The organism is Candidatus Stoquefichus massiliensis AP9 (assembly GCF_000455285.1).
GTDB lineage: Bacteria > Bacillota_I > Bacilli_A > Erysipelotrichales > Coprobacillaceae > Stoquefichus > Stoquefichus massiliensis.
Genome location: NZ_HG005290.1, coordinates 211,927 through 225,305 on the forward strand (window position 1 = coordinate 211,927; position 13,379 = coordinate 225,305).

Below are 13,379 nucleotides of genomic sequence, written 5' to 3' on the forward strand. Positions count from 1 at the left end.
TAATATTATACAATAGGCAAGAAACTGATTGAATCTAGATTATTGGTGACGATGAACGTGGAATAATTTCACATTCCTTTAGTGTCTTATGTTATCTCTTTTTTTAATCAGTTTATCCATTGAATGAGGAATCTCTTCAATAAGTTGTGATGGTATAACTGTATAAGCATTCTTAGCTAGCTGATCACCAGTATAACCATGTATATAAACTCCTAACACTGCTGCTTGAATTCCTAAATATCCTTGTCCTAATAAACTTGTAATTATGCCAGCTAAAGTATCTCCCATCCCACCACTAGCCATAGCTTTATTACCAGCTTTTATTCGATAAGACTCATGTCCATCTGTTATCATTGTATATGGTCCCTTCAAAACCAAAATAATATGATGCTGTGAAGCGAAATCCTTAGCAATTGATAAGATGTCATCTTGATCACAAAAATCGCATAAACGTTTAAATTCGCCCATATGTGGTGTCAAAATAATATCACGTTCCTGATTTTTCAACAAATCTAGATTAGTAGATAAAATAGTTAAAGCATCAGCATCAATCACTAAAGGTTGCTTAGACAACGATAAAACATCAATAACATAACGATAACTATCAATACTCTGTCCTAATCCACAGCCAATAAGTAATGCTTGATACTTAAAAAAATCTTCTTTTCTAAAACATGGTGGTCTTACTACAGCCGTTGCTTCAGGGCAATAGATTGATAATGCATCAATCACTTGCTGTTGAGTTATAACACTGACAATACCACTACCACTATAAACGCAACTCTTTGCACTTAACAAAGCAGCACCCTTGTATTCTAAACACCCTGTAATCAATCCCACTCGTCCATAAGTTCCTTTATGTCCATCAAATTTTCTTTCTTTTAATAATGGAAGTACAATTTTTTCATCTGCTAAACAATATAATCCTACTTCATCACTGACATCTTCAATATCCAATTCTTCAACAATCACTTTACCAGTAAAAAACACACTATCAGGATTTAAATAACCATTTTTTAAAGCAGTTAATGTAATTGTCTGTGTAGCACAAATAACACTTTGATAAGGTTTTCCACTATCACAATCTAAACCAGTTGGAATATCTATCGCAATAATATCACGCTCATAAAGTCTATTAAGTTCATCAATTACCATTTGATAAATACCTCTAGGAGAACTATTTAGACCAAAACCAAACATTGCATCAATCACAACATCACTTTTTACAATCATAGTCATGATATCATCTATTCTCTCACTTTCTAATAAAGTGAGAGATATGTTTGCCATATCACATTGCTCTAAATAGTAACGATTCGCTATAGAAAGATGATTTTGATCTTCAAAAATATATACATTAACCTTTTTTCCTAAAGCTTTTAATTTCAATGCCAACGATAATCCATCAGCCCCATTATTCCCTGGACCACACAAAAAACTATAATATTCATATGACGTTGTATGTTTTAATAAACAATCACTTGCCTTATCTACTAACTCAATAATAGAATATCCCTGATCTAACAAATATTGATCATATGCTTTCATTAACTTCTGACTTCCAATATACATATTATCACCTTCTTATGTCTATTATAATCTGAGTAGACATAAATAATCAAGGATATAAGATAGAGTTTCAAAATAAAGTATTTTTCATTACAAACATCTTACTATTTTTCATCTTAGTACTAATAAGCATTGATTACCCATTGTTTACAAAAAAAACGGATAGATTTCTATCCGTTTTATGGCTTGCTATTTTCTTCCTCCACCAGCCCAATGACTAGTCCAGTAAGAACTATTTAAGTTTGCTGTTGTTACACCAGTTCTAGAAGTACCAGCATGAACGAAACGTCCTCCGCCAACATAAATACCAACGTGAGTAATTCCACCTTTTCCTGTTGTTCCTTTAAAGAATACAAGATCTCCAGCTTTTAAACTAGACTTAGACACACGACTTGTTGCACTATATTGTGCAGCAGCAGTTCTTGGTATAGAAATACCATTTTGTCTATAAGCCCATTGTGTTAAACCAGAACAGTCAAATGCATTTGGTCCACTTCCACCATTGACATAACGACTACCTACACGACTTAATGCGCTTGATGCTGCACCAGCATTTGTAGGAATTGGGTTTTCTACTTTGACACTCAAAGTTTTTGAAGCTGTATTACCAGCAGCATCAGTGACGGTATATTTAACTGAATACTTACCAGCTTTATCAGTATTTACTGAATCGCTTATTTTAACTTTTGAAGTGACATTTCCATCTTTGTTATCAATTGCACTATTCAAATAACCCTTTGCATTAAAACTCTTTCCTGTTGTTATAGTTAATGAAGTTTTAGATAAGTTAATTGTTGGTGCACTGATATCTTTAACATCAACTTTTAATGTTGCTTTTGATTCATTACCAGACGAATCAACTGCAGTTAGATTTAATGTTGTTGAACCAATTTCCTTTGTATTTACAGTTCCATCAACTTTAATAGATGCAACTTCTTTATCAAAGTTATCAGTTATATCAACATAATCAGAATAACTAAATTTTGAACCATAGTCTACAGTAACTGTAGAACCTTTTTTATAACTTATATTAGGCGCTTGTGTATCAGATACGAAGAATTCATATGTCTGTTTAGTGACATTTCCAACTGTATCAGAAACACTTAATTCAATTGTTTGAGTTCCTAATTTTGAAGTATCTAACTTTTGATTTGTCTCAATGAAAGGTGTAACATCACCATCAACATTATCAGTTGCCTGAACATATTTGGTAATATCATTACTTCCTTTAACAGGAACATCAATGACATATCCATTACTCTTACCAACTGGTTTCAAATCAGGAGCTGTTTTATCAACAACCTCTACTTGCACTGTCTTTGGCAATGAGACATTTGAAAATAAATCTGTAGCAGTTACTTCGACGTTATATATACCCAATTGATAAGGATCATATGACTTATCATTAATTTGAACATCAATTGCTTCTAGGGAATCTTGATTATCAGAAATAGCAAACATACTCTTATCAAGTTTCGTTCCATAAAGAACTTCAATTTTGTTGGCACCGATGACAGGAGCTTCCTTATCAACAGCAGCATAACCAACCAATCCAAATGTTGTTACAAATAACATTGGAATGAACATCGCTTTACGCTTAATAATCTGTTCTTGCAGATTTTCTAATAAATTCGTCTTAATATTACTATCCATTCGTTGCCTCCTTTCAATAATATACCCACTTAGAATTATAGAACAACGTTCACAAAAAGTCCACAACTTTCTTAAGAAATTCTTAAGAAATTCAAATTACATTGATTAAATCAACGTTTTTTTATCAAACTTTTTTTGCGTTTTTAAAGAATTTATATATTTTTTACTATTCTTTATACATATTCTTGTCAATTTTTTATCTTTTTAGACATATTTTTCCTTTTCATTCATAAAATATTACAAAAAAGGAGAGTCTTATGATTATATATTTTGCAATTTATTGTTTTTTAGGTTATCTACTTGAGTCATGTTATATATCGATTTTGGAAAGAAAATGGATATCATCAGGATTATTAAAAGGTCCATTTATTCCACTTTATGGATTTGGTGCACTTATTCTCATCCTCTTATATCCATACCTTAAAGATTCCTTTCTCTTAAGTTTTTTAATTGGTGGTATAGCAATGACAATGGTCGAATATTTTGCAAGTCTTTATATTGAAAAATGGTTTCATACTCATTGTTGGGATTATTCAAAACACCATTTGCAGTTTCAGGGACGCATTTGTTTTTTATATTTTATGATTTGGTGTTTTTTAAGTATGCTCTTCATTCACTATATCCATCCATTTTTTATGTCACTACAAATCATTAATGATTCAGTCGCAATTGTTTGCTTAATTTATCTAAGTTTTCTATTAAAAGCTTATATTGATCATATTCAGTTTCAAAAAATAAACGGTCTTGATATTCATTAATCAAGACCGTTTTTCTATCCTAAATAGGCTTCTCTTACTTTTGGATTTTCAGCCACATCTTTCGCATCACCTGAAACAGTAATATTTCCCGTTTCCAAGACATATGCACGATTTGCGATTGATAATGCCTTATTAGCATTTTGTTCGACTAACAGAACTGTCACTCCATCTTCACGATTAATTTCTTGGATAATAGAAAAGATTTCATTGACAAGAATAGGCGATAATCCCATTGAAGGTTCATCTAGCAACAACAGTTTAGGCTTAGACATCAAAGCCCGTCCCATCGCTAACATCTGTTGTTCTCCTCCTGATAAAGTTCCTGCCAATTGATTTTTTCTTTCTTTCAAACGTGGAAAACGTTTATAAACTTTATCAAGATCTTCATTAATTTTGTTATCTGTACGTAAATAAGCCCCCATTTCCAAATTATCCTGCACAGATAATTGTGAAAAAATACGTCTTCCTTCAGGAACTTGTGCTAATTTTTTAGCAATAATCTTATGGGCAGGTGAACTGGTAATATTTTCATCTAAAAACGAAATAACTCCACCACTCGCTTTTACAAGACCACTAATTGCATGCATAATAGATGTCTTCCCAGCCCCATTTGCTCCAATCAATGCAACAATTTCTCCTTCATTGACATCAAATGAAACATTTTTAATAGCATGAATAACACCATAATGTACATTTAAATTTTCAACTTTTAACATTCTTTTCCCTCCTATTCATCATTTCCCAAGTATGCTGCAACAACATCTGGGTTATTTTTTATTTCTTCAGGAGTACCAAAAGCCAAAACTGTACCAAAATTTAATACAGCAATTTTTTCACAAATTCCCATAACTAACTTCATATCATGTTCAATTAATAAAATAGCAATTGCAAATTTTTCTCTAACAATTTTAATTGTTTCCATTAATTCAGCTGTTTCAGTAGGATTCATACCAGCAGCCGGTTCATCTAACAAAAGTAATTTAGGTGACGTTGCAAGAGCTCTAGCAATTTCTAGTTTTCGTTGTTTACCATAAGGTAAATTACTTGCTTTTACATGTGCAAACTGTTCAAGATCAAATACTCGTAATAAACTTAATGCCATTTCTTCCATAGCTTCTTCACCTTTAAAATATTTTGGTGTATGAACAATAGCACTTAGCAATGAATAATTTTGAGAATGGTGCAACCCCACTTTAACATTATCTAACACTGTCATATCTTTAAATAAACGAATATTTTGAAATGTTCTAGCAATTCCATATTGTGTAATTTGAGTTGGTGACATCTTTAGTAAGGACTTTCCATCAAACATAATCTGACCACTAGTCGGTTTGTATACACCTGTTAATAAGTTAAAGACAGTTGTTTTTCCAGCACCATTAGGTCCAATTAAACCATATAGTTGATTCTTATCAATTTCAAAATTAAATTCATCAACAGCCTTCAAACCACCAAATTGAATGCCTAATCCTTCTGTTTTCAATAAACTCATTGTTCACTCACCTCTTCATGTCGTTTTTTAGCGAATTTAGCCTTAATACGGGGCATAACATTCTTCTCCTTCATAATCATCGCAGCAATCAGAACAACTGCATATAAAAGCATACGATACTCTGAGAAAGCACGTAAATATTCTGGTAAAATAGTCATTACAATAGCTGCAATAACAGAACCCTTTAAGTTTCCTAAACCACCTAAAACAACCATAACAAGAATTTCTACTGATTTATTGTAATCAAATGTTTTTGGCACTAGCATTCCCATATAATGTGCATAAAGTCCACCAGCCAAACCAGCAAAGAATGCTGAAATTGCAAATGCCAGAATTTTATAGTAAGCCGTTGGAATCCCTGCTAATTCACTTGCTGTTTCATCTTCACGAATAGAAATAATGGCACGACCATGACGAGATTTTACAATACTATAAATCACATAAATTGTCACAGCAACACTCATAAAACCTGTTGTGAAATCTGTATTCATTGGAATACCCATCAATCCTTTAGCACCATTTGTAATATTCAAATTTAACATAATGACACGAATAATTTCATTAAACGCTAAAGTAATAATACATAAATAATCACCTTTTAAACGCAACGTTGGAATTCCAATTAAAATCCCAATAATACACGCTGCTATAGCACCTACAATGAGACTGACAATAAAAGGCATTTGAAAATAGATACTCAATATTGCTGATACATAAGCACCAACAGACATAAATCCAGCATGTCCCAATGTTAATTGTCCTAAATAACCACTTGCTAAATTTAAGCTTGTTGCTAAAACAACATTAATACACGCCATAATCAAGATTCCAGACCAGTAATTATCCAAGATACCTGCACTCATTGCAAACATTAAAGCACCATATATCACGAGAGCAATAACAAAGGAAAGAATAAATTGTTGTATCTGTTTCTTTTTCATATCGCTCACCTACACTTTCTCTCTCACATTTTTACCAAATAAACCAGCAGGTTTAACCAGTAAAATGAAAATCAAGATTCCAAAAACAACAGCATCTGAAAAAGCTGATGAAATATAAGAAATTGTAAAAGCTTCTGCAACACCAATAATCAAACCACCAACCATTGCTCCAGGAACACTTCCAATTCCACCTAAAACTGCTGCAATAAAAGCCTTAATTCCAAGCATTGCCCCTAAATAAGGATTAATCAAAGAATAACTCATCCCATAGATAATACCAGCAATTGCCCCCAATCCAGATCCAATTGCAAATGTCATTGAAATGGTTGTATTCACATTGATACCCATTAACTCAGCTGCACCTTTATCTTCACTCACAGCACGCATTGCTTTTCCTAATTTTGTTTTATTAATAAATAATAATAACAATCCTGTACAAATACCTGTTAAACATAACGATAATAACGAAACATATGTAATTTGGGCTCCAAAAATTGATAAAGACCCACTTGGCATATAAGCAGGGAAAGTCCTTGCTGCTGAACCAAATAAAATTAAAAATAAATTTTGTAATAAATAACTGACACCAATAGCTGTAATCAAGACTGCTAAGCTACTGCTGTTTCTTAACGGTTTGTACGCAATTTTTTCAGTAACAACACCTAAAAGAGCACAACCAGCAATAGAAATAAGTACACTTACAATCATTGGCATACCTAATACAGATGTTACTAAATAAGCAATATAAGCTCCAACCATAATAATTTCACCATGAGCAAAATTAATCATTTTGGCAATTCCATAAACCATTGTATAACCAATTGCAACTAACGCATACATTCCACCTGTACTTAAACCATTAATGATTTGTGTTAAAAAATCCATTATATAACCTCCCTATTCAAAAAAATAAAGGAGAAAAATCTCCTTTATTTTTCTTCATTAATCTAAATAAGTATAAGCTCCATCTTTGATTGTTTTAACAACCAATTCTTTTGTTGGATTGTGTTGTTCATCAAATTTAAATGTACCAGTAATACCAGTATAATCTGTTTTTTCTAAAGCAGCACATACTTTTTCCGGATCAGTTGTACCAGCAGCTTCAACCGCTTTAATCAACACCCAAGTTGCATCATATGCCATTGTACCAAACATATTTGTTTCACTGTTATATTTTGCTTTATATGCTTTTACATAATTTTGAACAGCATCCACACGATCATCAAATGTATTTGTATAATATGCACCATTGAAAATAGATTTATCAACATCTTTTACTGATAAAACACCATCCCAACCATCTGTTCCTAAGAATGTTCCTTTAAATCCTGCATCTTTAAATTGTTTAACCATTGTAGCAATTGTTTCATAATAATCAGGAATAAAGACAGCATCCGCACCTGAACTCATAACTTGTTGGATATAAGTTTTAAAATCTTTCTGTGTTTGTGGGTATTTCTTTTCTAAAACAATTTGTGTTCCATCTTCTTTAGCTTGCTTGATAAATGAATCTGTACATCCACCACTGTAATCACTATCACTATTTGTTAAAATGGCAACTTTTGTTGCTTTAATTGTTCCTTTTCCAATTGCTCCTGCAATTGTTTTGCCACCCATAGAATCATTAGAACATGTTCTAAAATAATTTGTCTTTGTACTACCATCACTATTTAAAGTTACACTATCACCAGAAGTACTTGAAGAAACAATAGGTGTTCCATCTGCTTTAGAAGCTTCACCTAAAGCCAATCCTTCAGCTGTAATAACTGGTCCAACAATACCAACAATACCATCACCAACTAATTTCTTATAAGCACTTGTAGCCTGTTGTGCATCACCAGCAGAATCTTCTTTTAATAATTCTACTTTATACTTTGCATCTTTTGATGCATTATAATCAGCAATTGCTAATTCGATAGAATTGGCTACAGGAATACCATAAGTTGATGTTTCACCAGATGTTGGTCCAACAAATCCAATCTTAATTGTATCTCCATCTTTAAGTTCTACACCTTTAGAACCACCATTTCCACCACCACAGCCTACAAGCAAACTTGCAACTGCCACTGTTGATAACACTTTCTTAAAATTCATCTTTTCTCTCCCCTTTTTAACGCATTTTTATAATATATTTATCATTATACTGAACATTTCAAACAAGTCAACAAAAATTTCACATACTTTTTCCAATATTCTAAAAAACACAAAAATATTTCGTTTTTTAATAAAAAAGCATTTATTTTATTATAAAGAAAATACAATTATTTCATTACAAACAATCTTTACCCTATATTTTTATAATGTTTATACATTAAAACAAAGAATAATCAGGATCCCTGATTATTCTATACTCTTTAATGATTCTACCATATTAACTTTATTTAATACATTGCGCATTGTAAAATTAATTAACAAAGTAAATCCCAATGTCATCACTACAGCAATCAAATAACTAGATAATGTTAATTCTCTGACAAACATCGTTAAGTCTAGTTCAACTGTACGAATGATAAACTGATGTAACAAAAATCCAAAAAACATTCCTACAACAGATCCGATAATAGACAGTAAAATATTTTCTCTAAATATATAATCATAAACTTCTTTACGTCTAAATCCTAAAACTTTGATAGTTGCTATTTCACTCTTCCTTTCTTGAATATTAATATTCGTTAAATTATAAAGGACAATAAAATTCAATGCTCCTGCACATAATATCAGTATAACAATGACAATGTCTAAACTTTGAACCTGATTTGCAAATTCACTACCACTACTATCTAAGTAAGACAAATGACCATACTGATGATCACTCATATAGTTTTCTAGACTTGTTTTATATGATTGATCTAATTTTTTCATATTGAGGAAAGCATGATTGATTTTTAAATTCTGTGATGTGACATTTTCATAGAGCGATTGTGACATATATACATAATTCAAAAAATAGTTTTCCATAATTCCAGAAACTTTCACATTATATTTTGTACCAGCAATTTCAATATCAATTGTATCATTAACATCGATGCCTAATAATTCAGCGGTTTTAATTGATAACACAATTCCCTCATCATCTAAAGCAATTTTTTTATTGTTTTTCATATCATGGAAATTAACAAAGTTTTGAATATTATCCATTGACTGATAAACAACCATTGTTGCATATAAATCTTCTTTGTTCTTTAATAAGTTAACACTTTGATTCAAGACATATTCAACATTTGTGACTTCATCACGTTTTAATAAATTTTCCTGATAACTTTTTGCTTCAGTAATACTAATTTCATCTTCTAAGCGCACTTGCGCATCATACTTGAGAATATCTTTATATTGCCGATCAATAACTTCTGATACAGAATATTTAATTCCAAAACCAGTGATAATTAAAGCTGTACATCCAGCAATTCCAATAATTGACATAAAGAAACGTTTTTTATATCTAAAAATATTACGCATCGTAACTTTTTGATTAAAAGAAAGACGTTTCCAAATAAAAGCAATCTTTTCCAACATTATTCTTTTCCCTAATTTTGGTGCCTTAGGTCGCATTAAAACAGCTGGCATAAGATTAAGTTCAGTGACACAAACAGATAATGTTGCAATCATTGTGACAAAGACAGATATGAAAATGGTTTGTAATGTAATTATATAACTCGAAGCAATCAAAGTAGGTGCATTCACCTGAAACAGCATTAAACTGTATAAATAATAAATAATTCTAGGAAAGAACTGTGTACCTCCTACAATACCTAACAAACATGCTATAAATGTTGCTAGAATAACATAAACAATATATTGTTTAATCACATCCCATTTGGAATACCCTAACGCTCTTAATGTTCCGCTTTGACTTCTTTGTTCTTCTACCATTCTTGTCATTGTTGTCAGTGATACAAGAGCTGATACTAGAAAGAACATTAGTGGAAAGACATTAGCAATGGAAGTGATGGATTCAACATTTGAATCATAGTTCACAATCCCAGCATTTTCATGCCTTGTAAGAGTATAGAGTTTCCCTTTAGGAATTTGATTAACTTGTTCTTTGGCATCTGTAATTTGTGAATAAGCATCATCTAATTTCGTTTTGGCTTCATCTAATTGATGGCTTGTTTTTAATTCTTCTAATGTTAATTTATTTTCTTGTTGCTGAATTTCTAATTTTGCTTTTTGGAGCATCAAATCTGCTTCGTTGAGTTGTGAGAATCCAGCTATGGCAGAAGATGTTGAAGATAGCATTTTTTGGATAGATTTCAAATCTTCAAGAACTTTATCAATTTCAGGAATAGAAGAATCTGCTGGATTACGAATTGCTTCTTCCAATTGTTTTTTCAAATTCTCTAAGTCTTTTTTAAGTTCCTTAGAAGTTTCTTCCATTGTAGCAACCATTTCTTGCGTTTGTTTGCTTGCTTGTGATTGCGCTTTTAAATATTCAGTCTCTTGTTTAGCTAATTCAATTTTCGCATTTGTCAATTGAATCTTTGCTTCTAATATCTTTGTATCAAATGTATTCTTAGAATCTGAATACACTTTATACCCTTTATCATATTCTTTTTGAGCCTCATCTAATTTCTTTTGAGCATCAGCAGTTAAAGATTCATATAAATCACTCATTTTCAAAGAAAGCTGACTTTTGATTTTGGTGTTCACATCTTCTATATAATCATCATATTCTTCACTAAACAAATTATAATCTTTTGCTCCTTGAACAGTTACAGATATTTGATTGTAAAGAACTTTTATATCACGAAGCTCATAGAGTTCTTTTGGCATGGCCAAAAAACTATTATCTTTATTTAATATCTCTATATAGCCAGAATTTGTCCCATCACCAAGTGTATTTGTTCCGCGATCAGTTTTTGCAATATATCTTACATCATTAACAATTCCAACAACATTAAAAGTCTTTTTCCCCTGATCATTAGATATTTCAATTTGATCTCCAATATGCGTTCCACTTTTTGCTATCTCTGTATCTATAAGACATTCATCGCTCTGTGTTGGAAACTGCCCATCAGTTAAATCAGGACGGTTGACCATATCTTCAGAAAAAGCCTGAGTAGTATAAACCTTTACACCTGATAATTTATCATTCATCATAGTTAAAGCATCAAATTGATAACCATAATCAATTTTTGCAATACCATCTATATCTTGAAGTTTTGCAATATCATCCTCGCTAAATCCTAACGTTGCCATATAAGTCAAATCTGCAAAATTATACTTATCTAAATAGGCATCCATTGTTTTCATCATTGTGCCTGGTGTATTTCTTAACCCAGCAAAGAAGGCAGCACCGAGAAATACAATTGAAAAAATAGAAAGAAATCTAGATTTAGATTTAAAAATAGACTTCCATAGATTCTTCCAATAGACAGATTTTTTTTGTTTTACCATTCGATTTCCTCTATTGGTTGAGGATGTTCATTTAATTCAACCCCATAAACCTTTCCATTACGTAAATGAATGACACGATCAGCCATTGGTGCTAAGGCAGAATTGTGTGTAATGACAATAACAGTCATTTGATATGTTTCACACATTTCACGTAATAATCCTAAAATTGCTTTTCCTGTTTGATAATCTAATGCGCCCGTTGGTTCATCACATAACAATAATTTTGGATTTTTGGCAATCGCACGTGCAATGGCAACACGCTGCTGCTCTCCACCAGATAATTGGGCAGGAAAGTTTGAAAGACGGCTTTCTAAACCAACACGTTCTAAAACATGTCGAGCATCTAGTGGATCATGACAAATTTGTGTTGCCAGTTCAACATTTTCCAAAGCAGTTAAATTCTGAACCAAATTATAAAATTGAAACACAAAACCAATATCATTGCGGCGATACTCTGTTAATTTCTTTTCATCATACACTGCAATATTTTCTCCATCTACCAATATTGAGCCACTGGTTGGTGAATCCATTCCTCCTAACAAATTTAAAATGGTTGTCTTTCCAGCTCCAGAAGCGCCTACAATAACAACAAATTCCCCTTTATTTATTTCAAAATTCACACCATCACTAGCATGAATGGTGATATCCCCCATTATATAGCTTTTCATAATATTTTTAAATTGAATTAAAGCACACATTTTTCTTACCATCCTTTGTATTATTTGTTATTATAATAATAGTAACACATTTTTTATAAAAATAACATAACGGAGGTTCATTATGAGACAAATATTAATTATTTCAGATAGTCATTTTATGCCTAAAAATGTTTTAGAGCATTTTATTCAACAATTCGATTCTTTAACAGCAGTCATTCATTGTGGTGACATATACATTGGTTATGAACCAGGTGAACTTGATATTGGCTGTCCTTTATACATATGCAAAGGAAACAATGATTTTGCTGATTTACCACGTATTCTCAATTTTGAGATTGCTGGAATACGTTTTGTCATAACACATGGAAATATGTATCAATTTGCATATAACCCTATTTCATTAAAAACACTGTTGGATGATGCTCCTGCTGATATCATCTGTTTTGGTCACACACATGTTCCTTATGTGTATCATGAAGAAGGACTAACAATCCTTAATCCAGGCAGTTTAGCCTTAGGACGAAGTTATCCGCGACATAACACTTATGTTTTATTTGATTTAGATACTCAGACATTTCAATTCTATGATATCAAAACACAAGAACAAATTTTTGTAGAAAACGCTAATAGATAACATATGATATTGCTTACTAATGAGAAAAGAGTTATCTTAGTCCTAACAATGACAACTTTAAATTATTTATGATAAAAACATCCTCAAAGGATGTTTTTATCATGTTTATTTTTCAACTAAATAATCAAATTTTTCAATACGATCTGTTTCAGCAATCATGAGGAAATGATCATCCATATGAATAACATACTGAGGATCAATTGATAAATCAAGTTTATGCGTCTCTTCATCACGAATTCCAAGCACATTAATACCATAATTCTTTCTGAGATTTAATGC

At 31.6% G+C, this 13,379-nt stretch carries 11 protein-coding genes; 2 read left to right on the forward strand and 9 right to left on the reverse strand.

Annotated features, from left to right (window positions below; translation table 11 throughout):
• Positions 1 to 78: 78 nt before the first annotated feature.
• Both BN350_RS12245 and BN350_RS12250 read right to left on the reverse strand, forming a co-directional pair.
• Positions 79 to 1,572 carry a bifunctional ADP-dependent NAD(P)H-hydrate dehydratase/NAD(P)H-hydrate epimerase gene (locus BN350_RS12245; RefSeq protein ID WP_028043863.1) on the reverse strand — a complete coding sequence of 498 codons (1,494 nt, stop codon included), beginning with the start codon at positions 1,570 to 1,572 and terminating at the stop codon, positions 79 to 81.
• Positions 1,573 to 1,758: 186 nt separating this feature from the next.
• Complete coding sequence (locus BN350_RS12250) at positions 1,759 to 3,222, reverse strand: C40 family peptidase (protein WP_028043864.1); 1,464 nt, start codon at positions 3,220 to 3,222, stop codon at positions 1,759 to 1,761.
• A gap of 257 nt (positions 3,223 to 3,479) precedes the next feature.
• Between BN350_RS12250 and BN350_RS12255 the strand changes: the two genes are divergently transcribed.
• Positions 3,480 to 3,980 carry a putative ABC transporter permease gene (locus BN350_RS12255; RefSeq protein WP_028043865.1) on the forward strand — a complete coding sequence of 167 codons (501 nt, stop codon included), beginning with the start codon at positions 3,480 to 3,482 and terminating at the stop codon, positions 3,978 to 3,980.
• A 14-nt stretch (positions 3,981 to 3,994) separates the two neighbouring features.
• On the opposite strand, the gene BN350_RS12260 is transcribed toward BN350_RS12255, so the two are convergent.
• The 7 genes from BN350_RS12260 to BN350_RS12290 all read right to left on the reverse strand — a co-directional run bounded on the left by BN350_RS12260 (position 3,995) and on the right by BN350_RS12290 (position 12,505).
• Positions 3,995 to 4,696, reverse strand: a complete 702-nt coding sequence (locus tag BN350_RS12260) for an ABC transporter ATP-binding protein (protein ID WP_028043866.1) — start codon at positions 4,694 to 4,696, stop codon at positions 3,995 to 3,997.
• A gap of 11 nt (positions 4,697 to 4,707) precedes the next feature.
• Positions 4,708 to 5,472, reverse strand: a complete 765-nt coding sequence (locus tag BN350_RS12265) for an ABC transporter ATP-binding protein (protein ID WP_028043867.1) — start codon at positions 5,470 to 5,472, stop codon at positions 4,708 to 4,710.
• The gene (locus BN350_RS12270; protein ID WP_028043868.1) at positions 5,469 to 6,413 is read right to left on the reverse strand and encodes a branched-chain amino acid ABC transporter permease; all 945 of its coding nucleotides are present in this window, start codon (positions 6,411 to 6,413) and stop codon (positions 5,469 to 5,471) included. Before BN350_RS12270 ends, BN350_RS12265 begins: the two co-directional genes overlap by 4 nt.
• A 9-nt stretch (positions 6,414 to 6,422) precedes the next feature.
• Entirely contained in the window at positions 6,423 to 7,298 is an 876-nt protein-coding gene (locus tag BN350_RS12275; protein ID WP_028043869.1) for a branched-chain amino acid ABC transporter permease, read from the reverse strand.
• A 57-nt stretch (positions 7,299 to 7,355) separates the two neighbouring features.
• Positions 7,356 to 8,507 (reverse strand): ABC transporter substrate-binding protein, encoded by a 1,152-nt coding sequence (locus BN350_RS12280; RefSeq protein WP_028043870.1) that lies wholly within the window; start codon positions 8,505 to 8,507, stop codon positions 7,356 to 7,358.
• A 246-nt stretch (positions 8,508 to 8,753) separates the two neighbouring features.
• The gene (locus tag BN350_RS12285) at positions 8,754 to 11,807 is read right to left on the reverse strand and encodes an ABC transporter permease (RefSeq protein ID WP_028043871.1); all 3,054 of its coding nucleotides are present in this window, start codon (positions 11,805 to 11,807) and stop codon (positions 8,754 to 8,756) included.
• On the reverse strand, positions 11,801 to 12,505 hold the full coding sequence (locus BN350_RS12290) for an ABC transporter ATP-binding protein (RefSeq protein WP_028043872.1): 705 nt from the start codon (positions 12,503 to 12,505) through the stop codon (positions 11,801 to 11,803). Before BN350_RS12290 ends, BN350_RS12285 begins: the two co-directional genes overlap by 7 nt.
• Before the next feature lie 82 nt (positions 12,506 to 12,587).
• Between BN350_RS12290 and BN350_RS12295 the strand changes: the two genes are divergently transcribed.
• Positions 12,588 to 13,100: a metallophosphoesterase family protein gene (locus BN350_RS12295; RefSeq protein WP_028043873.1), complete on the forward strand. Its 513-nt coding sequence runs from the start codon at positions 12,588 to 12,590 to the stop codon at positions 13,098 to 13,100.
• Positions 13,101 to 13,379 lie beyond the last annotated feature (279 nt).

Bases quoted from the DNA above. Each gene is read 5' to 3' on its own strand.
- BN350_RS12245 (WP_028043863.1), bottom strand. From the start codon at position 1,572: ATGTATATTGGAAGTCAGAAGTTAATGAAAGCATATGATCAATATTTG.
- BN350_RS12250 (WP_028043864.1), bottom strand. From the start codon at position 3,222: ATGGATAGTAATATTAAGACGAATTTATTAGAAAATCTGCAAGAACAG.
- BN350_RS12255 (WP_028043865.1), top strand. From the start codon at position 3,480: ATGATTATATATTTTGCAATTTATTGTTTTTTAGGTTATCTACTTGAG.
- BN350_RS12260 (WP_028043866.1), bottom strand. From the start codon at position 4,696: ATGTTAAAAGTTGAAAATTTAAATGTACATTATGGTGTTATTCATGCT.
- BN350_RS12265 (WP_028043867.1), bottom strand. From the start codon at position 5,472: ATGAGTTTATTGAAAACAGAAGGATTAGGCATTCAATTTGGTGGTTTG.
- BN350_RS12270 (WP_028043868.1), bottom strand. From the start codon at position 6,413: ATGAAAAAGAAACAGATACAACAATTTATTCTTTCCTTTGTTATTGCT.
- BN350_RS12275 (WP_028043869.1), bottom strand. From the start codon at position 7,298: ATGGATTTTTTAACACAAATCATTAATGGTTTAAGTACAGGTGGAATG.
- BN350_RS12280 (WP_028043870.1), bottom strand. From the start codon at position 8,507: ATGAATTTTAAGAAAGTGTTATCAACAGTGGCAGTTGCAAGTTTGCTT.
- BN350_RS12285 (WP_028043871.1), bottom strand. From the start codon at position 11,807: ATGGTAAAACAAAAAAAATCTGTCTATTGGAAGAATCTATGGAAGTCT.
- BN350_RS12290 (WP_028043872.1), bottom strand. From the start codon at position 12,505: ATGTGTGCTTTAATTCAATTTAAAAATATTATGAAAAGCTATATAATG.
- BN350_RS12295 (WP_028043873.1), top strand. From the start codon at position 12,588: ATGAGACAAATATTAATTATTTCAGATAGTCATTTTATGCCTAAAAAT.